Source organism: Pelagibius sp. (assembly GCF_965227505.1).
GTDB lineage: Bacteria > Pseudomonadota > Alphaproteobacteria > Kiloniellales > Kiloniellaceae > Pelagibius.
This window is the reverse complement of sequence record NZ_OZ245757.1, coordinates 1,200,176-1,218,375: the sequence shown is the minus strand read 5'-3', so window position 1 is coordinate 1,218,375 and position 18,200 is coordinate 1,200,176. Positions and strand designations below refer to the sequence as shown.

Below are 18,200 nucleotides of genomic sequence, written 5' to 3'. Positions count from 1 at the left end.
AGTCACTTTCCGGCCGCGGCACGGCTGGCTTCGTCCAGCACCACGGCGACATGTACGGCTTCGCGGGCGCTGCCGTCGGCGATCTGGTGCCGGCAGGAGGTGCCGTCCGCGACCACGAGGGTCTCGGCGTCGGCGGCCCGCACCGCCGGCAGCAGACTGAGCTCGCCCATGGCCCGCGATACCTCCAGCGTCTCGGCCTGATATCCGAAGGCGCCGGCCATGCCGCAGCAGGACGACTCGACCAAGTCTACCGCAAGATCGGGGATCATGCCGAGCGCCCGCTGTACCGGCGTCACGGCGTTGAATGCCTTCTGGTGGCAGTGGCCGTGCAGCAGCGCCTTCTTCTGCGGCAGGGCCGCAAGCGGCAGGTCGAAGCCACCGTCATCCAGCTTTCCGGCAATGAATTCCTCGAACAGCAGGATGCGGCTTCCCAGTTCGGCGGACCAGTCGTCTCCGAGCAGGGCGGGGGCCTCGTCGCGGAAGGTGAGCAGGCAGGAGGGCTCCAGCCCCACCACCACCGCGCCGCGCTCGAGGGCGGGCTTCAGGGCAGCGATAGTCCGCTGCATTTCCGCCCTGGCTTCCTCCACCAGCCCGGCGGCCAGATAGGTGCGCCCGCAGCACAGCGGGCGGCTACCGTCATCAGGCTGCGCGTGGCCCAGCGTCAGGCCGGCGCGCTGTAGCACCGATTCGGCGGCCTGCAGGTTCTCCGGCTCGAAGTAGCGGTTGAAGGTGTCGGCGAAGAGGATGACTTCGGCGTCATCATCGCCTCTGTTGGTGGGCCGGTAGGGGCTGCGCCGCCATTTGGGCAGGCTGCGTTCGGCGCTGAGGCCCAGCAGCTTCTCCGAGAGCCTGGCGGCGCCCGGCAGGCGGTCGCGCAGGTTCATAAGGCCGGCAAGGCGTGCCGCCCAGGGCGCATAGCGCGGCAGATGCGCGACCAGTTTGTCGCGCAGCGAGAGGCCGTGCTTTTCGGCGCGGGCGGCCAGAACCTCGATCTTCATCTTGGCCATGTCGACACCGGTCGGGCATTCGCGCCGGCAGCCCTTGCAGGAGACGCAGAGCTTCATGGTCTCCGCCATCTCCTCGGAGGTCATGGCGTCCGGCCCCAACTGGCCGGAGATGGCGAGGCGCAGGGTGTTGGCGCGGCCACGCACGAGATCGCGTTCGTTGCGGGTGACCCGGTAGGAGGGGCACATGACGCCGTCGCCGATCTTGCGGCAGGCGCCGTTGTTGTTGCACATCTCCACCGCGCCCTGGAGGCCGCGCCCGGCGCCGGGATAGCCGGCCCAGTCGAAGACGCTGCGCAGCTCCGGCACCGTGTAGTCGGGCGGGTAGCGGAAGAGGCTGCGGTCGTCCATGGCCGGCGGCCGCACGATGCGGTTCGGGTTGAACAGACCCTCTGGGTCCAGCCGGTCCTTCACCCACTCAAAGCTTTCCACCATGCGCGCGCCGAACATGTCGCGGTGAAATTCCGAGCGCACGATGCCGTCGCCGTGCTCGCCGGAGTGGGAGCCGCGGTACTCGCGCACCATCTCGAAGGCTTCCTCGGCGATGGCCCGCATGGCCTTGACGTCATTGTCGAGGCGCAGGTTGAGAACCGGGCGCACATGCAGAGTACCGACCGAGGCATGGGCGTACCAGGTGCCCATGGTGCCGTGCTTGCGGAAGATCTCGGTGAGCCGCTGGGTGTAGTCGGCGAGGTCTTCCAGACGCACCGCGCAGTCCTCGACGAAGGAGACCGGTTTGCCCGCCTCTTTCATCGACATCATGATGTTGAGGCCCTGGGCGCGGACGCCGAAGATCTGCTTCTGGAAGTCCGGATCGATGGCCTCCACCACGCCGCCGTCCTTCTTGCCGGGATCGCCCCAGCGGAAGCCGAGCTGCGCCATCATCTCGCCCAGCGCCTTCAGGCGGCGCAGGTTTTCGCTCTGGTCCTCCTCGGCGAACTCCACGAGCAGGATCGCCTCCGGCTCGCCGCGCACGAAGCGCTCGACCACCGGACGGAAGAGGGGAATCTCCCGGCCCAGTTCGATCATCGTGCGGTCGATCAGCTCGACTGCTGTCGGATCGAGCGTCACCAGATGCTGGGCCGCATCCATCGCTTCGTAGAAGCTGGGGAAGTGGCAGACGCCCAACACCTTGTTGGCCGGCAGCGGCGAAAGCTTCAGCGTGATCTTCTCGCTGACGGCCAGAGTGCCCTCTGAACCCACGAGCAGGTGGGAGAGGTTGTTGGTCGGGCCGTTGGGCACCAGGGCGTCGATGTTGTAACCGCCGACCCGGCGCATCAGGTCCGGGAAGCGCGCCCTGATCTCCCCGGCCTCGCGGCGGCCGAGATCGAGCAGGTCGCGGAACAGGTCGTGCCGCGGGTCCGGGCTGTTGATGCCGCTGAGATCGCGCGGAACCGGCCCGAAGGCCATGCGGGTGCCGTCGGCGAGCAGCGCGTCGATGCCCAGCACGTTGTCGCGCATGGTGCCGTAGCGGATGGAGCGCGAACCGCAGGAGTTGTTCGCCGCCATGCCGCCCAGGGTGGCGCGCGATGCCGTGGAGACGTCGACCGGGTACCACAGACCGTGCTGCTTCAGGGAGGCATTCAGATGGTCGAGAACGAGGCCGGGCTCGACCTCGGCGGTGCCGGCGATGGCATCCAGCGAGAGAACCTTGTTCAGGTGCTTGGTGAAGTCGATCACCACCGCGTCGTTCACCGTCTGCCCGCACTGCGAGGTGCCGCCGCCGCGCGGCAGGACCGCGAGGCCTTCCTCGCGGGCGATGGCCAGGGTGGCGTCGACGTCGGCCATGGTCCTGGGCACCACGACCGCGCGCGGCATCACCTGATAGATCGAAGCATCGGTGGCGTAGCGGCCGCGAGAGAAGGGGTCACCGAAGGCGTCGCCCTCCACTGCGGCGTTCAGCCGCCGGGCGAGGGCTCCCTGATCGCGGTGCTGCACATCAGCCATTGACATCCGCCGGTGATTTGTATTTTGTATTCAATATTCATAATTCATAACGTCTTTCTCAGGGCGAAGGCAAGCCTTCCGATCACACAACGGCACCACCCGCAAAGGTTGGGAAGGGCCGGAGAAAGGCAGGCGGCGAGGAGGGAGGATCCCATGTCCAAAGGCCCAGGGTCTCAGCGCCCCGACTCCCAGCGCCCCGGTGCGGCGCCCGGCCGTCATTTCCTGCAGATTCCCGGGCCGACCAACGTCCCCGACCGGGTGCTGCGCGCCATGGACTATCCCACCATGGACCATCGCGGGCCTGCCTTCGCCGATGTCGGCGGCAGGGCGCTGGAAGGCATGAAGTCGATCTTCAAAACCGCGGGCAGGGTGGTGATCTACCCGGCCTCCGGCACCGGTGCCTGGGAAGCGGCCCTGGTGAACACGCTTTCGCCCGGCGACAAGGTTCTGATGTACGAAACCGGGCACTTCGCCAGTCTGTGGAACAAGCTCGCACAGCGTCTCGGCCTGGAGCCGGAGTTCATTGCCGGCGACTGGCGCCATGGCGCCGATCCCGAGGCGATCGAAGAGCGGCTGCGTGCCGACGGCGGTCACGCCATCAAGGCGGTCTGCGTGGTCCACAACGAAACGTCGACAGGCTCGGTGACCCAGGTGCCGGAGATTCGCCGTGCCATCGATGCGGCCGGTCATCCGGCCCTCCTGATGGTCGACACGATCTCCTCGCTGGCGTCGCTCGACTACTGTCACGACGAATGGGGCGTCGACGTGACTGTCGCCGGCTCCCAGAAAGGGCTGATGCTGCCGCCGGGCCTTTCCTTCAACGCGGTAAGCGAGAAGGCCTTGGTGGCCTCGCAGAGTGCCGGCCTGCCGCGCGCCTACTGGTCCTGGGACGAGATGGCGGAGCCGAATGCCACGGGCTATTTCCCCTATACGCCGGCAACCAACCTGCTCTACGGTCTCGTCGAGGCCATCGACATGCTGCACGAGGAAGGTCTGGATAACGTCTTTGCGCGCCACCAGCGCCATGGCGAGGCCGCGCGCCGTGCGGTGCGCGCCTGGGGGCTGGAGGTGCTCTGCCTGGAGCCGCGGCACTATTCGGGATCGCTGACCGCCGTCCTGGTGCCGGAGGGGCACAGCGCGGACGCGTTTCGCAAGACCACGCTCGAGAACTTCAACATGTCGCTTGGCAACGGCCTGTCGAAGATCGCCGACAAGGTCTTCCGCATCGGCCACCTGGGCGACTTCAACGACCTGATGCTGATGGGCACGCTTTCCGGCGTCGAGATGGGGCTGGAGCTTTCCGGCATGCCCTATCGCCGCGGCGGCGTGCAGGCGGCATTGGACTATCTTTGCGGAAAGGAGCAGGCTTCCGCCTCAGCGGCCTGAGGCGCCCGATCCGTTCCGAAACAACAGACCGCCGGGCGGCACGCAAACGGCGGCAGGAACTGAACCAACAAGGGAGGAAACGCCATGCGCGTGATGAAGATTCTGGCGGGGGCCGCGTTGGTCTCCGTCGTTGCGACCCCGGCCTTCGCCGAGAAACTGAGCCTGAAATTCGGCCACGTCGGGGCGCCTGGATCGCTGTTCGAAGCCTCGGTCAATGCCTTTGCGGCCTGCTCCAACGCGGCGCTCGGTGATGCCGGCGAGGTGCAGGCCTTCGGCTCTTCGCAGCTCGGCAAGGACAAGGAGCTGTTGCAGAAGCTGAAGCTCGGCCAGGTCGATTTCGCCCTGCCGTCGTCGGTGATGTCGTCGGTGGCCGACGAGTTCGGCGTCTTCGAGATGCCCTATATCATCCAGAACCGCGAGCATATGCGCCGGGTCCAGGCGGAACTGATGGAGAGCACCTTCCAGAAGGCCGCCCAGGCCAGGGGCTATCGAATCATCGGTCTGTTCGAAAACGGCTTCCGCAACATCACCAACAACATCCGGCCGATCAACACGCCGGACGACCTGTCCGGCATCAAGCTGCGCACCCCGAGCGGCGCGTGGCGGGTGAAGATGTTCCAGCTCTACGGCGCGAACCCGACGCCGATGGCGTTCTCGGAGGTCTTCACCGCGCTGCAGACCAAGGTGATCGACGGACAGGAAAATCCCTACGCCCAGATCTATTCCGCCAAGTTCCAGGAAGTGCAGACCTATCTCTCCATCACCGGCCATGTCTACACGCCGGCCTATGTGCTGGTTTCCGACAAGCACTTCGCCAAGCTGCCGGACGGCGTGCAGAGCGCTCTGGTCCAGTGCGGCCGCGAGACGCAGGACTTCGTGTATGAAGAGGCCGCGCGCCTCGAGGAAGATCTGCTGCAGAAGCTGACCGACGGCGGCATGCAGGTGAACACGGCCGACAAGGCGGCCTTCGTCGAGGCCTCCAAGCCGATCTACGACGAGTTCGCCGAGAGTGTCGAGGGCGGCCAGGAGCTGATCGACACGGTGCTGCGGCTGGCCGAGGGGTCGTGAGCTGACCTGTTTCCGGGGTCCGGGCGGGAAAGATCGCTCCCGTCCGGGCCTCTCCCTCTCTTTCCCCTTCAAGAAGCTCCGGCGTAACGGAGCGCGATAAGACGCGCCGCTCAAGGGCGCGCAGCGGAGGAGATCTGGAGCATGCTCGCTGCCGCGAGGCGGGGCCTCGAATGGCTGCTGGAATGGGTGACGATCATCCTGATGATCCTGTTGAGCGTGGTGGTGATCGTCGCCGTGCTCTACCGCCTGGCCGGCAATTCCTTCAGTTGGTATGACGAGGTCGCGGCGATCCAGCTCGCCTGGATCACCTACTACGGCGCGGCGCTGGCGGCCCTCAAGCGCCGCCACATCGGTTTCGATTCCGTGCTGCTGTCGCTGCCTCTCGGTATCCGCAAGGTCGCCATCATCGTCGCCGAGGTGATCGTCATCGGCTTCTTCGCGCTGATGGCCTGGGCCGGCATGCAGGTGCTGGCGGTCCTCGAAGGCGACCGCCTGGTCTCGCTCACCTGGGTGCCGGTGCAGTTCACCCAGTCGGTGATTCCCATCGGCGCCGCGCTCTTCATCCTCTGCGAGATTCTCTCCTTCCCTGATTACTGGCGCATGACGGTTGCGGGCACGTCCCTCGAACATGCCGAGATCGAGGAGGAGGTGGAGCAGGAAATGAAGAACGCGCAAAGCATGGACCGGCAGGGAGAACGCTGAGCGATGCTGATGCTCTTCATCTTCATCGCCCTGCTGGTGATGATCTGCCTCAACGTCCCCATCGCCGTCGCGCTGGCGGTTTCCGGTGTCCTCGGATTGCTGATCACGGAGGGGCCGGACAGCCTGGTGACCGTGGCGCTGGACATGTACGACGGTTCCACCAAGTTCGCCCTCATCGCGATCCCGATGTTCGTGCTGGCCGGGGCGATCATGAACGCGGGCGGCATCACCGACCGGCTGATCAACTTCGTCTCCGCCCTCATCGGCTTCGTCAAAGGCGGGCTGGCGATGGTGAACATCGGGGTCTCGCTGTTCTTCGCCGAGATCTCCGGCTCGGCGGTCGCCGACGTTGCGGCCCTTGGCTCTATTCTCATCCCGCAGATGAAAAAGCGCGGCTACAGCGCGCCCCTGGCGGCGGCGGTCACCTCGTCCTCGGCCTCTCTGGCGATCATCATTCCGCCCTCCATCCCGATGATCCTCTACGCCACCTCCGCCAACACCTCGGTGGAGCAGCTTTTCGTCGCCGGCGTCGTGCCGGGTCTGCTGGGGGCGGCGGGTCTGATGTTCGTCGCCTACCTCTTCGCCCGGCGCTACAACCTGCCGGTGGAGGAAGCCTTCAACCTCCGCCGCCTGCGCCATACCTTCATGGAGGCGCTGCCGGCCTTTTCGCTGCCGGTCATCATCCTGGGCGGCATCTTCGGCGGCTTCGTCACCGCCACCGAGGCGGCGGGGCTGGCGGTCATCGCCGCCTTCCTGGTCGGCCTCTGGTACCGCCAGCTCAACCTGAAGCACCTGAAACGCGCCATGCTGGACGGCGGCATGCAGACCGCGGTCGTCATGCTGCTGGTGGCCGCCTCGGTGCTGATGGGCGGCTTCCTCACCCGTGCCCAGATGCCCCAGCAACTGGCGGCGGCGATCCTGGACTTCACCGACAACAAGTACGTGATCCTGCTGATCCTCAACTTCTTCTTTCTGGTGGTCGGTTTCTTCCTGCATTCGGCCGCGGCGATCATCCTGGTGGTGCCGATCGTCATTCCGCTCATCTCGGCGGCGGGGATCGACCCCGTCCACTTTGGCCTCGTGGTAACGCTGAACCTCGCTATCGGGCAGCAGACGCCGCCGGTTGCCAGCGTTCTGATCACCTCCTGCGCCGTTGCGCGCGCCAACATCTGGGCGGTTTCCAAGGTGAACGTCTACTTCGTGGCGGTTCTGCTGACAGTGCTCTTGATTTGCACCTACGTTCCGGCCATCCCTATGTTCCTTGTGGAAACCCTCTACCGCTAGGAGCCCTGGCATGAGCGCACCCGCCCCCGCCGACAAGACCGAGGAGTTGCTGTTCGAACGCGATGGCACGCTCGGCCTGATTACCCTCAACCGGCCGCAGGCGCGCAATGCGCTCACCTTCGCGATGTACGAGCGTCTGGCGGAGCTCTGCCGGTCACCCGAAGACCTGGGCGTCAAGGTCCTGGTCATCACCGGCGCCGGAGAGAAGGCCTTTGCCGCCGGGACCGACATTGCCCAGTTCCGCGGCTTCACGACCGACCAGCATGCGCTCGACTATGAGGACAAGATCGATGCAGTGCTGGGTGCGGTGGAAACCTGTCCATTGCCCACCATAGCCGCCATCGCCGGCGCCTGCACCGGCGGCGGCGCGGCCATCGCCGCCGCCTGCGACCTGCGCATCGCGACCGCCGATCTGAAGTTCGGCTTTCCCATCGCCCGCACCCTGGGCAACTGCCTCTCGGTGTCGAACCTGGCCCGGCTTTCGGCGCTGCTGGGGGCCGGGCGCACGCGGGAGATCATCTTTACAAGCCGCCTCGTAGGCGCGGAGGAGGCGCTGACCGCCGGTCTGGTCTCCGAGCTGCTCGACGACCATTCCGCCCTGATGGCACGGGCCAAGGATCTGGCCGGCATCCTGGCCGAACAGGCACCGCTCACCCTGCGCGCCACCAAGGAGGGGCTGCGCCGCCTCGCCCAAAATGACGTCGAGGACAGGGATCTGATCGTGTCCTGCTACACCAGCGAGGATTTCCGCGAGGGCCTGGAGGCTTTCCTTGCCAAGCGCAAACCCAACTGGCGGGGCCGCTGACGTGCCGCCAGTGCGCTCAGGGCCGCTCAGCGGCTGCCGGGTGATTGAACTGGCCCACATCATGGCCGGACCGGCCGCCGGTATGCTGCTGGCGGACATGGGTGCCGACGTGATCAAGGTGGAGAAGGTCACCGGCGACGACACCCGCCGCATGGTGCCGCCGACCATCGGTGGTGAGAGTGCGGCCTTCCTGATGATGAACCGGAACAAGCGGGGCATCGTTCTGGACCTCAAGCAGCCCGAGGGCAAGGAGGCCCTGCGCCGCCTGCTGCGCGAGGCCGACGTGGTCATCGAGAATTACCGCAAGGGCACCATGGAAAGACTGGGCCTCGGCTACGAGACGCTGCGCCGGGACAATCCGGGGCTGATCTACTGCGCGCTGTCCGGCTTCGGGCGCAGCGGCCCCTATGCGGAGCGGGGCGGGTTCGATCTCATCGCCCAGGGCATGTCCGGGCTGATGTCGGTGACGGGCGAGGGGCCGGGGCGCCCGCCCGTCAAGGTCGGCCCGCCGGTCAGCGACATCACCGCCGGCATCCTGGGCGCCATGGGCATCGCCGCCGCCTATGCCCACAAGCTGAAGACCGGCGAGGGGCAGATGGTCGACACCTCGCTCTTCGAGGCCGGCATCACCCAGACCTTCTGGCAGTCGGCCATCGCGCTGGCGACCGGGGAGACGCCGGAGCCTCTGGGGTCCGCCCATCCCCTGAATGCCCCTTACCAGGCCTTCGAGACGGCCGACGGATGGATCAACATCGGCGCGGCCAACCAGGCGAACTGGGAGCGTCTGACGAAACTGATCGAGGCCCCGGAACTGCTGGAGGACCAGCGCTTTCAGGACAATGCGGGGCGCATGAAGCACCGCATCGAACTGGAAACCATCCTGAACGCCATCTTTCGGCACCAGCCGACAGCCGAGTGGTTGGAAACCCTGGAGGCCGGGGGGCTGCCGGCCGGACCGGTGTTGACGGTCAACGAGATGCATCGGGACCCGCAGACTCTCGCGCGGGGCATGATTGTCGAGACAGAGCACCCCAGGGCCGGCAAGACCAGGGCCCTTGGTCCGCCGGTGAAATTCTCCGCCACGCCGGCTGCGGTCACTCGGTCTGCACCTTTGCTCGGCCAGCATACCCGCGAAGTCCTCGCCGAGGCCGGATACGCCGATGCCGAGATCACACGGATGATCCAAAGCGGCGCCGCCGTCGCGGCAGAGCCTGTCAGCGCTTAGAAGCTGCGCGCCTTCAGGGCCTTCTGGATTTCGTAGATCGATCCCTGGGTCGCCGGCGGTGGCTGGGGAATGCGCACGGGGGCCGCGCGCAGCCGCGGCGCCAGCGTGGCCTGGCCGCAGAGCATGCGCGACTGAAACTCCTCGAAGTCCTCGTACGGCGAGGTCGAACCGACGACGGGGAAGGCATCGGCGGCTGCGATTTCGTAGAGCAGGAGGCGGCGGTCGCGGACGGATCTGTTGACGGCGGAGCCGTGCACCGTGCGCACATGGTGCAGCGAGATCGAGCCCGCCGGCCCCGTGAGCATGACGGCATCCTGCGGGTCGAGCGCAGAAGCGCCCAGGTCCATGGCACCGGCAAAGACGCCCTCGCTGTGATGGTCATGGACCGGCCCCTCGTGCGAACCGGGAAAGACCATCAGCGGGCCGTTCTCCTCCGCCATGTCGTCGATCATCACGCCCACCGCCAGGACGTCGTCGTTGGTGTGGGGATAGAAGGCCCAGTCCTGGTGCCATTCCACGGCGGCCCCATAGCCGGCGGCCTTCATGTTGAGCTTGGAGCCGTGCAGACGCAGGTTCGGCCCGAGCAGGTCGCGCACCGGTGCCAGGACCCAGTCGGAGCGGGCGAGGTCGCGGAAAACGGAGGAGAGCTGGTAGGGCGCCTTCACGCGGCGCAGGCGCGGCGCCTCCGGGCTATGGCTGTCCTCCAGGTCGAGCCGCGCGTTGGAGACGGTCAGACCGCGTGCCTCCTCGACGAAGCGCGCGATTTCCGTGCGGATCGTCTGCAGAACCTCCTCGGGGATGCGGCTTTCCAGCACCAGATAGCCGTGATCCCCGTAGTGCCGGGCCTGCGCGTCGCTCAGAACTTCCCGTCTTGTCTCTCGGTCCATGGCATCCTCCCGCGCCAGCCGCGGTCCCGTTGTGATCCGGGGCTGCACGGCTACGTCTTTGCATCCGACAGGCAGCTTAGCGCGGTCGACGGCAGGCGTCACGCGGTGGCGACGGTCATCGGGAGCGGGATTGCGTCCTGCAGTCGCGATAGACCCGGCATGCCCAGTGCACGCAAGGTCGATCGCCATAGGCAGCCTTCAAAGTCTCCGTGGCGGTGGAGTCGGGCAGCCCGGGATAAACCGGGTGCTGCGGCGGGTCTGCGATGGGTGAGAGCAGACTCGCCAAGGCGATGTCGGCACGGCTGAAGCGGCCTCCGACGAGAAAGCGCCGGCCGTCCGCCAGCAGGGCGTCGAAGTGGTCGAGTTCCCGTTCCAGGCCGGCCCTTGCGTCGGGCAGGTCGGCGGCCGTCGCGCCCAGACCCCTCATGATCGCCCGCCGGGTGACCGGCCACATCACGCGGGCCAGCGGCCTCTGCCACCACACTGCGTCGGTGAACAGCCGTCGCGCACTGTGCCCGCCTTTCGCCGGCAGAGTCATCGCATAGGCAAGGCGCCGGACGGCAACGCCGACTCCCTCGTCGGCCCTGCGCTCCAGCCGCACGATCTCCTCGGTCTCGTCCGGTTCGGCCCTGGTGCACCAGCTACCCCGCCCCTCGGCCTCCAACCGGTCGATGATCCTGTCGCTGCCCTGGATGGTGCTGCCGGCGAGGCGGAGGATCGGCACGCTGGTTCCGGGCGCCAGCCCGCGCACGGCGATCAGGTGCGGTCCGGGCGCCCAGCGCACCTCCTCGTAGTCGAGGCCGCTCAGGTCCAGGGCCCAGCGCGCCTTCTCGCAGTAATGAGAGGCGCCGAAAGTGTAGAGTGTTGCCATCGGTCGCATCGCTTCCTGCAGAGTGATACGGCAAGACTGTCGGATGGATCACCCGCTCGTCCGCGGCTTGGTGGGCCCGACCGCAGTTTCAATGCTGCGTGTATGCTTTTACGAGGTTTCGGATGAACCGAAAGCGCCGGGTCCGCCACCTTTATTGTAAGAGCCGTGGTGGAATCGGGGGGCAGGGTCAGCAGAGGTGACGAAGTCTTCGAAACGGATCGTCGAGGCGTATCTTGTTGCCTGCGCCCGCCTTGGGGACGAAGCGGCGCGGGAGCATCTGGTCGAGCGCTATCAGCGGCGGTTCCTGCGCCACGCCTATCGCCTCCTCGGCGATGCCGAACAGGCCCGGGACGCGGTTCAGGATGCCTGGGTGGAAATCGTGCGCGGTCTGCCGAAGCTCAAGGACGAGCAGGCCTTTGCGGCCTGGGCGTTCCGCATCGTTTCGCGCAGATGTGCGCGGCGCGTTGCTGCACAGCAGAGGAACCGCAAAGTCCTTGGCTTCGCTTCGATGGCGCCGGACCCGGTTGACCGCGGTGCTCGGGACTGCGAAATGGCGGCGGACAGCGCGCCGCTGCGCGCTGCCTTGCTTGGCCTCTCATCCGAGCACCGCGCGACCATTGCCTTGTTTTATCTGGAAGAGATGACGGTCGCCGAGGTGGCTGTCGCATTGGATATACCGGTGGGGACCGTGAAATCCCGCCTGATGCACGCGCGCCGGAAGCTGCGCGCGGCTCTGGAAGGAGAATGCTATGGACAAGTTTGACAGAATGATCAGCGAAACTCTGGATGACGAAGACCGTGAGATCCTGGACAGGATCGGCTGGGAGCAGAGCCCGACGGAGATGGCGGGCGATCTGTTTCGCGGCAAGTTCGGCCTGCTGAACTGGTCCCTGCTCCTGGGGCAGGTCATCTTCTTCGGGATCGGTCTCTACGCGGCGTGGAAGTGCTATCAGGTCACAGAGGTGGTCGATGTCGTGCGCTGGGGACTGATCGCGACCTTCTTCCTGTTGGTTGCGGTGATCGCCAAGGTCGGGCTTCTGCCGTCCATTCAGGCAAACCGCATGATGCGGACCTTGAAACGCCTGGAAATGCAGGTGGCTCTCCTGGCAGCAAAACGTTGATCGTCTGTGGCATGAGTTCCGGCGTCAGGGTTTCAGCTTCTGCTCCAGCGCCTGCACCCAGGCCTCGACGCGGGCCTTGTTGACGCCGAGGTCGGAATACCCGTAGCGGGATCGCGAGAAAACCACGAGTGCGGCGCCTGTCTCGGCTGCAATCACTTTCACGGTGATGAAGTCGGGGAAGCCCATCACCTGGGAGCGGACCATCACAGTGAAGTGTCGTTCCTCTGCCGAACCCGCGATCACTTCGCTTCGCGGGATCGTGCTGATCATCTCGTGCAGTTCGGAGGAGAGTTTCTCCGGTTCGACCCCGAAGACCGGCGCCGGGCCGTGCCCGTCCTCCGGGCGCAGCAGATAGTAATTGTCCTTGTCCGGCCGCACCACGGTGACCGGATCGACGTGCCAGTCCTCCGGCGCTATCGGCGCGACCCTGAAGAAGACGGCCGCCGTGACGACCGCGACGACGATCAAGACCAGAGCGGTGTAGAGATAGGTCATTGAGGACGCCCGCCTCCTGCTGGTTTGCGCGACGCCGCGCCGACGAAATCTAGACCGACCGCGTGATCCCGCCGTCGATACGGATGTTCTGCCCGGTGATGTAGCTGGAGCGGTCGGAGGCCAGGAAGGCGATGAGGTCGGCCACTTCTTCGGCATGGCCGTAGCGGCCCATGGGGATGCGGGCGCGGCGCTCCTCGCTCTCCGGCAGGCTGTCGATGAAGCCGGGCAGCACGTTGTTCATGCGGATGTTCTCGGCCGCGTACTTGTCGGTGAACAGCTTGGTGAAGGCCGCAAGTCCGGACCGGAACACGCCCGACGTCGGGAAGGTCTCCTCCGGCTCGAAGGTCGCATAGGTGGAGATGTTGACGAAACTGCCGCCGCCCCGGCTCTGCATATGCGGCGTCGCCAAGCGGGCGATGCGGATCACGTTCAGCAGGTAGACCTCCATGCCCAACTGCCAGTCCGCGTCGCTGATGTCCAGCACCGGGCCCTTGGGTCCGTGCCCCGCGCTGCTCACCACCGCATCGATGCGGTTCCAGCGGGCCAGGGTCTGATCGACAAGCGCGGTGAGATCGTCGACGGAGAGGTTGGACCCGGTGACGCCGAGCCCGCCGAGCTCTTCGGCCAGCGCTGCTCCCTTGCCGGAGGACGAGAGGATTGCAACCTCGAAGCCCTCCGTAGACAGCTTGCGCGCCGCCGCCGCCCCCATACCGCTGCCGCCGGCCACGACGATTGCCACGGGTTTCTCGCTCACAGTCCTGTCTCCTCAGTCGCTTTGGTCCCGCCACACGACCAGGGACGCGCAGCCCCGCAGGGATACATCACCGGCTCGTCGCAGGAAAGCATGGTCATGGTGGAACTGCTGTTGCACCACAGGTTGTTGAAGCCGCTTCAGGACTGGGTTAGCACAGAAGGGCCGTCCGAACGACCGACAGGGGAAGCCGCCATCATGGGACCGAACCCAAGCACGCCGGCAGGCGCCGCCACGCCCGAGGCGAAGCGCCGCGCCATTGTCCTGATCCCCGGCATGAAGCGCGAGGAACGCTTTCAGCGCCGCGACATTCTGGCCAACAACCTGGAAACGGTGGAGCGCTTCCCCGTGACCCGCGTCGGCGAGATCATGGTCGGGGGTGAAGCGGGACTGCGCTTTCGCGTCGATCCGCTCCGCGACGACCCGCTTCTGGGCGACGGCGATGCACCCGGCGGCAGCACCAGCCAGTGCGTCGATGTCTTCGAAGCCTACTGGGCCGACATGATCCCAGAGCAGACCGAGTTGCCGCCCTGGGCCAAGCTTTACAAAGGCCTGGAACTCGTGGGCTACTGGGTTTTCAGCTTGCGCACCTGGCAGGCGGTGCTCAGTTCGCTGACCAAGGGCTCCTTTCTGGTGGCCTTCGGTCTTCTGATCGGCGGCGCCACGCTGGTCGTCTGGTATCTGCTGCTGGCCGTTCTGGTCGGTCAGGCGGTTGCGCCGGGCGGCAGCGTTCCGCAGGAACTGAATCTGCCGGTGATCGGCGATGCCGTCGGGGCTTTCGGATCGGCTACCGGATGGCTGGCCTCCCACGCCTGGTGGGCGGTGCTGCCTTTTCTGCTGACAATGCTGCAGGTCGACGCCATCGTCCTGTTGGCCCGTTTCATCAAGGACTACTTCGAGAACCGCGAAGACGAACAGGGCGTCGGCCTGCGCGACCGCCTGCGCCGCCGCGTCGGGACGACCCTGGAGGCGGTGCTGAAGGCGGACTACGACGAGGTGGTCGTGATGGCGCATTCCTTCGGCACGGTGGTTGCGACCGATATTTTTGCCGACTGGCCGCATCGGGCCGACTTCAAACGCCTGACCTATGTTTCCCTCGGATCACCGATCGGCGTTCTGCGATTTCGCTCCGCCTGGCTGGAGGCGGAGCGCGAGACGCTGCTGAACGCGGATCGGCTGGTGCGCTGGCTGGATTTCTTCTCGCCCAGCGACTGGCTCTGCGGGGCGGTCACCGGGCACCGCGCCCGCTATGGCGAAGCCATGAGCCGGCGCCTCAGCTTTGAGGCGCCCTGGCCGCAGAAGCTCAGCGGTCGCACCCACCTGGAGTACTATCGCGACCCGCGGGTGCTGGAATCCTGTGTCGCTCCGCTGCCGGAGGCAGGATAGAGGCATCCAGCGATCCCGATCGCTCGTAGACAGAGTTATGCAGAAGCTATGGCTCCGCCTTTCCGCCCTCTTGGCCTGCCTCTTTTCCCTTGCGTCCTGTTCGGGCGCCGACCTCGTGAATGCCTTCACGCCGGAGGAGGGCTACCGTCTGGAGGAGGGGTTGGCCTACGGCCCGGACCCGCGCCATCGCCTTGACCTCTATCTGCCGGAAGACAAGGCGCCGGAGGCGCTCGTGGTGTTCTTCTACGGCGGCTCCTGGGAGGACGGGGATCGGGGCGACTACCGCTTCGTGGGGGAGGCCTTTGCCTCGCGGGGCATCGCGCTGGCCGTGGCGGACTATCGGCTCTATCCGCAGGTGGTCTATCCCGCCTTTCTGGAGGACTCGGCGGCCGCCGTCGCCTGGCTGCGCGCCCGCCATGACGAGCCGCTGTTTCTCCTCGGCCACTCGGCCGGCGCCTACAACGCGGTGATGCTGGCGCTGGACGGGCGCTGGCTGGAGGGCGAAGGGCTTTCGCCCTGTGGCGCGCTTGCCGGAGTCGTCGGCCTCGCCGGTCCCTACGACTTCCTGCCCTTGAAGGATCGCGACCTGAAGGCGATCTTCGGGCCCGAAGAGGAACGGCCGGCGACGCAGCCGGTGACCTACGTGAATGCGGAAGCTCCGCCGCTTCTGCTGCTGAGCGGGGATGCCGACGGCATCGTGTCACCGCGCAACAGCCGTGTTCTCGCCGAGCGACAAAGCGCCGCCGGTGGTACGGCCGAAGCCCGCTTCTACGACGGGCTCGGCCATATCCGTATCGTCGGCGCGCTCTCGCGCCCGCTGCGCGGCAGCGCTCCGGTGCTCGATGACATCGTCGCCTTTGTCGAGACCGAAACGCGCAGGCCGGCAGCCGCGCCGAGCTGCTAGGGCCCGGACGCTTCCCTCAAAGGGCCGCTTCCCTCAGAGAGCCGCGGCCGTGAGGGCGCGGCGGAAGCCGCCGAAGCGCCGGCGGTAGTCTGCCGGGCTCATCCCGACCTTGCGGCGGAACAGGCGCCGGAAGAAGCTGGCGTCCTCGTAGCCGATTTCCTGCGCGACGGCCTCGACCGCCAGGTCGGTGGTTTCCAGCATCTGTTTTGCCTCTTCCAGACGCAGGGTGTGGACGTAGTCCAGAGGCGTCATCCCGGTCGCCTTGGCGAAGCGCCGCTTGAAGGAGCGTTCCGGAAGGCCGCTGCGCGCGGCCATGGCGGCCACCGGACCGGTTTCGGCATAGTGATCGGCGATCCATTCCTGGCTGGCGGCGATCCGGCTGTCCTCCACTTGTCGGACACGGGCGAGGGCGGAGTAGGGCAGCTGGCCGTGGCTGTGCCAATCCGCCAGGTAGACGCGGCCGAGACGCATGGCCTCGTCCTGGCCGAGAAAACGCGCGACCAGAAACAGAGCCAGGTCCTGCCAGGAGGTGCCGCCGCCCGAGGTGATGAGGCGCTGGCCGTCGCCGGAGGCGACAAGGGCACGCGCCGGGTGCACGGTGACGGCGGGATAGTTCTGGCCAAGGGCCTCGCAGTAGCCCCAGTGGGTGGTCGCGTCCTGGCCGTCCAGCAGGCCGCTTTCGGCGAGCAGCAGGCTGCCGGAACAGGCGGCCGCAAGGGTGGAGCCGGCTGCATAGCAGCGGCGTAGCCAATCGATCACGGTTGTGTAGTCTTCGGCGGCCAGCGCCCCCGGGGCCACGTGGACATCGGGCACGCAGACGATCGCGGGCGGGGGGCAGTCGGCGAAGGTCACGTCCGGTGTGATGCTCACGCCGTTGGCGGCCCGGAAGGTGCCGAGGGTCTCTGCGGCCACCAGGGGCCGCATGGCCGAGGGCCCGGCTTTGCCGGTGGTCAGGAACTCCCAGTCGCGCCCGGCGGAGCAGAAGACGTCGAACATGCCGTAAAGGGTCGAGGCGCTGCTGTCGGGAAGGGCGACCAGGGCGACGGTCAGGGGGGCTTTGGCGCAGGAGGCTTTGGCTCCGGCCCTGGCCGGGTCCGGGGGAGATGAGGCGGCCGTCGCCGACTTGATGGCTGTGTTCATGGCAGATTTGACCTGTTTTCGACCGGAACGACGTTAACACGAGACGAGAAGCGGGGGTAGAACCCCTTGCGCCGCAGCGACTACTTACGCAATCGGAGCCCCCCGAGATGACAGCTGCCGTTTCCAGCCCCCAAGCCACGCCATGCGACCCCGCCCGCCAGGAGGCCTTCGAAGGCCGCATGCTGACGGCGCTCAACGAAGCCTGCCTGATGCTGATGACGTCCATCGGCCACCGCAGCGGGCTGTTCGACGCCCTGAACGGGGCCGCGCCTATGACGGTGGAGGACCTGGCCACGCGCGCGGGGCTGCAGCAGCGCTATGTGCGCGAATGGCTGGGCGCCATGGTGGCCGGCGGCATCGTGGAGATCGACCCGGAGGCTGCGACCTACAGCCTGCCGGCCGAACATGCCGCGCTGCTGACCCGTTCGGGAGAGGCGAACCTCGCCGTCTATGCCCAGTACGTGCCGCTCTTGGGCTCCGTCGAAGAGGACCTGCTGACCTGTTTCCGCGACGGCGGCGGCGTGCCTTACGAGCGCTACCGCCGCTTTCATGAAGTGATGGCCGAGGACAGTGGCCAGGCCGTGCTGCCGGCCCTCATAAGCGACATCCTCCCCCTGGTCCCGGATCTGATCGCGCGCCTGGAGTCGGGCATTCGGGTGCTCGATGCCGGTTGCGGGCGGGGCCGTGCCCTGATGCTGATGGCCGAACGCTTCCCCAGGAGCCGCTTCACCGGTTTCGACCTTTCCGAAGAGGCCACCGCCTGGGCGCGCGATGCAGCGAAGCGCAAGGGGCTCACCAACGTGACCTACGAGGCGCGGGACCTCAGAGACTTTGACGCCACCGCGCCGCAGGCGGCCTTCGATCTCGTCACCACCTTCGACGCCGTGCACGACCAGGCGCAGCCGCTGCGCCTGCTGAAGGGCATCCGCCGCGCCCTGGCCGACGACGGCGTCTATCTGGCCCAGGACATCAAGGGGTCCAGCCATCATCACCTGGATCGCGACCACCCCCTGGGCCCCATGCTCTACACGGTGTCCTGCATGCACTGCATGACGGTTTCCCTGGCGCAGGGCGGCGAGGGGCTGGGCGCCATGTGGGGCCGCGAGACGGCGGAGCGCTACTTCGCCGAGGCGGGCTTCGGCGCCGTCGAGACGCACGAACTGGACCACGACCCGGTGAACTACTACTACGTCTGCCGGCCTTAAAACCCTCAGCCTCTTTACC

At 66.7% G+C, this 18,200-nt stretch carries 17 protein-coding genes; 11 read left to right on the top strand and 6 right to left on the bottom strand.

Annotation, left to right across the window (positions count from 1 at the left end; all coding sequences use genetic code 11):
• Nucleotides 1–2: 2 nt before the first annotated feature.
• A complete protein-coding gene (locus tag ACO06P_RS05845) occupies nt 3–2,951 on the bottom strand; it encodes an FAD-binding and (Fe-S)-binding domain-containing protein (protein WP_420349068.1) in 2,949 nt (982 codons plus the stop codon).
• Nucleotides 2,952–3,104: 153 nt separating this feature from the next.
• Here ACO06P_RS05845 and ACO06P_RS05840 point away from each other — a divergent pair, with 153 nt between their 5' ends.
• The 6 genes from ACO06P_RS05840 to ACO06P_RS05815 all read left to right on the top strand — a co-directional run bounded on the left by ACO06P_RS05840 (nt 3,105) and on the right by ACO06P_RS05815 (nt 9,421).
• Nucleotides 3,105–4,337 (top strand): pyridoxal-phosphate-dependent aminotransferase family protein, encoded by a 1,233-nt coding sequence (locus ACO06P_RS05840; protein ID WP_420349067.1) that lies wholly within the window; start codon nt 3,105–3,107, stop codon nt 4,335–4,337.
• An 84-nt stretch (nt 4,338–4,421) separates the two neighbouring features.
• Complete coding sequence (locus ACO06P_RS05835) at nt 4,422–5,405, top strand: TRAP transporter substrate-binding protein (protein WP_420349066.1); 984 nt, start codon at nt 4,422–4,424, stop codon at nt 5,403–5,405.
• Between the two features lie 141 nt (nt 5,406–5,546).
• Complete coding sequence (locus tag ACO06P_RS05830) at nt 5,547–6,107, top strand: TRAP transporter small permease (RefSeq protein WP_420349065.1); 561 nt, start codon at nt 5,547–5,549, stop codon at nt 6,105–6,107.
• Between the two features lie 3 nt (nt 6,108–6,110).
• Nucleotides 6,111–7,391, top strand: coding sequence for a TRAP transporter large permease (locus ACO06P_RS05825; protein WP_420349064.1), 1,281 nt, complete (start codon nt 6,111–6,113; stop codon nt 7,389–7,391).
• A gap of 10 nt (nt 7,392–7,401) precedes the next feature.
• Nucleotides 7,402–8,196 (top strand): enoyl-CoA hydratase, encoded by a 795-nt coding sequence (locus ACO06P_RS05820; protein ID WP_420349063.1) that lies wholly within the window; start codon nt 7,402–7,404, stop codon nt 8,194–8,196.
• Nucleotides 8,197–8,236: 40 nt separating this feature from the next.
• Entirely contained in the window at nt 8,237–9,421 is a 1,185-nt protein-coding gene (locus tag ACO06P_RS05815) for a CaiB/BaiF CoA transferase family protein (RefSeq protein WP_421938177.1), read from the top strand.
• Here ACO06P_RS05815 and ACO06P_RS05810 read toward each other — a convergent pair.
• Nucleotides 9,418–10,308 (bottom strand): phytanoyl-CoA dioxygenase family protein, encoded by an 891-nt coding sequence (locus tag ACO06P_RS05810; protein ID WP_420349061.1) that lies wholly within the window; start codon nt 10,306–10,308, stop codon nt 9,418–9,420. The genes ACO06P_RS05815 and ACO06P_RS05810 overlap by 4 nt on opposite strands.
• Nucleotides 10,309–10,423: 115 nt before the next feature.
• Nucleotides 10,424–11,179, bottom strand: coding sequence for a glutathione S-transferase (locus tag ACO06P_RS05805; RefSeq protein ID WP_420349060.1), 756 nt, complete (start codon nt 11,177–11,179; stop codon nt 10,424–10,426).
• Nucleotides 11,180–11,375: 196 nt separating this feature from the next.
• Between ACO06P_RS05805 and ACO06P_RS05800 the strand changes: the two genes are divergently transcribed.
• Together ACO06P_RS05800 and ACO06P_RS05795 are read left to right on the top strand one after the other, a co-directional pair.
• A complete protein-coding gene (locus tag ACO06P_RS05800) occupies nt 11,376–11,942 on the top strand; it encodes an RNA polymerase sigma factor (protein WP_420349059.1) in 567 nt (188 codons plus the stop codon).
• A complete protein-coding gene (locus ACO06P_RS05795) occupies nt 11,929–12,300 on the top strand; it encodes a DUF6768 family protein (protein ID WP_420349058.1) in 372 nt (123 codons plus the stop codon). The genes ACO06P_RS05800 and ACO06P_RS05795 overlap by 14 nt, the downstream gene beginning before the upstream one ends.
• A gap of 24 nt (nt 12,301–12,324) precedes the next feature.
• Here the strand turns inward: ACO06P_RS05795 and ACO06P_RS05790 are convergent, their stop codons facing one another.
• Both ACO06P_RS05790 and ACO06P_RS05785 read right to left on the bottom strand, forming a co-directional pair.
• A complete protein-coding gene (locus ACO06P_RS05790) occupies nt 12,325–12,795 on the bottom strand; it encodes a DUF1499 domain-containing protein (protein WP_420349057.1) in 471 nt (156 codons plus the stop codon).
• Nucleotides 12,796–12,844: 49 nt separating this feature from the next.
• Nucleotides 12,845–13,549, bottom strand: coding sequence for an SDR family oxidoreductase (locus ACO06P_RS05785; protein WP_420349056.1), 705 nt, complete (start codon nt 13,547–13,549; stop codon nt 12,845–12,847).
• A 195-nt stretch (nt 13,550–13,744) separates the two neighbouring features.
• Between ACO06P_RS05785 and ACO06P_RS05780 the strand changes: the two genes are divergently transcribed.
• Both ACO06P_RS05780 and ACO06P_RS05775 read left to right on the top strand, forming a co-directional pair.
• A complete protein-coding gene (locus tag ACO06P_RS05780) occupies nt 13,745–14,932 on the top strand; it encodes a hypothetical protein (protein WP_420349055.1) in 1,188 nt (395 codons plus the stop codon).
• 37 nt (nt 14,933–14,969) lie between these two features.
• On the top strand, nt 14,970–15,836 hold the full coding sequence (locus ACO06P_RS05775; RefSeq protein ID WP_420349054.1) for an alpha/beta hydrolase: 867 nt from the start codon (nt 14,970–14,972) through the stop codon (nt 15,834–15,836).
• A 33-nt stretch (nt 15,837–15,869) separates the two neighbouring features.
• Here the strand turns inward: ACO06P_RS05775 and ACO06P_RS05770 are convergent, their stop codons facing one another.
• Nucleotides 15,870–16,976, bottom strand: coding sequence for a GlxA family transcriptional regulator (locus ACO06P_RS05770; protein WP_420349053.1), 1,107 nt, complete (start codon nt 16,974–16,976; stop codon nt 15,870–15,872).
• 107 nt (nt 16,977–17,083) lie between these two features.
• Between ACO06P_RS05770 and ACO06P_RS05765 the strand changes: the two genes are divergently transcribed.
• Complete coding sequence (locus ACO06P_RS05765) at nt 17,084–18,181, top strand: class I SAM-dependent methyltransferase (RefSeq protein ID WP_420349052.1); 1,098 nt, start codon at nt 17,084–17,086, stop codon at nt 18,179–18,181.
• Nucleotides 18,182–18,200: the final 19 nt, after the last annotated feature.

Coding starts and splice junctions, on each gene's coding strand:
- ACO06P_RS05845 (WP_420349068.1), bottom strand. CDS start 2,951: ATGGCTGATGTGCAGCACCGCGATCAGGGAGCCCTCGCCCGGCGGCTG.
- ACO06P_RS05840 (WP_420349067.1), top strand. CDS start 3,105: ATGTCCAAAGGCCCAGGGTCTCAGCGCCCCGACTCCCAGCGCCCCGGT.
- ACO06P_RS05835 (WP_420349066.1), top strand. CDS start 4,422: ATGCGCGTGATGAAGATTCTGGCGGGGGCCGCGTTGGTCTCCGTCGTT.
- ACO06P_RS05830 (WP_420349065.1), top strand. CDS start 5,547: ATGCTCGCTGCCGCGAGGCGGGGCCTCGAATGGCTGCTGGAATGGGTG.
- ACO06P_RS05825 (WP_420349064.1), top strand. CDS start 6,111: ATGCTGATGCTCTTCATCTTCATCGCCCTGCTGGTGATGATCTGCCTC.
- ACO06P_RS05820 (WP_420349063.1), top strand. CDS start 7,402: ATGAGCGCACCCGCCCCCGCCGACAAGACCGAGGAGTTGCTGTTCGAA.
- ACO06P_RS05810 (WP_420349061.1), bottom strand. CDS start 10,308: ATGGACCGAGAGACAAGACGGGAAGTTCTGAGCGACGCGCAGGCCCGG.
- ACO06P_RS05805 (WP_420349060.1), bottom strand. CDS start 11,179: ATGGCAACACTCTACACTTTCGGCGCCTCTCATTACTGCGAGAAGGCG.
- ACO06P_RS05795 (WP_420349058.1), top strand. CDS start 11,929: ATGGACAAGTTTGACAGAATGATCAGCGAAACTCTGGATGACGAAGAC.
- ACO06P_RS05790 (WP_420349057.1), bottom strand. CDS start 12,795: ATGACCTATCTCTACACCGCTCTGGTCTTGATCGTCGTCGCGGTCGTC.
- ACO06P_RS05780 (WP_420349055.1), top strand. CDS start 13,745: ATGGGACCGAACCCAAGCACGCCGGCAGGCGCCGCCACGCCCGAGGCG.
- ACO06P_RS05775 (WP_420349054.1), top strand. CDS start 14,970: ATGCAGAAGCTATGGCTCCGCCTTTCCGCCCTCTTGGCCTGCCTCTTT.
- ACO06P_RS05770 (WP_420349053.1), bottom strand. CDS start 16,976: ATGAACACAGCCATCAAGTCGGCGACGGCCGCCTCATCTCCCCCGGAC.
- ACO06P_RS05765 (WP_420349052.1), top strand. CDS start 17,084: ATGACAGCTGCCGTTTCCAGCCCCCAAGCCACGCCATGCGACCCCGCC.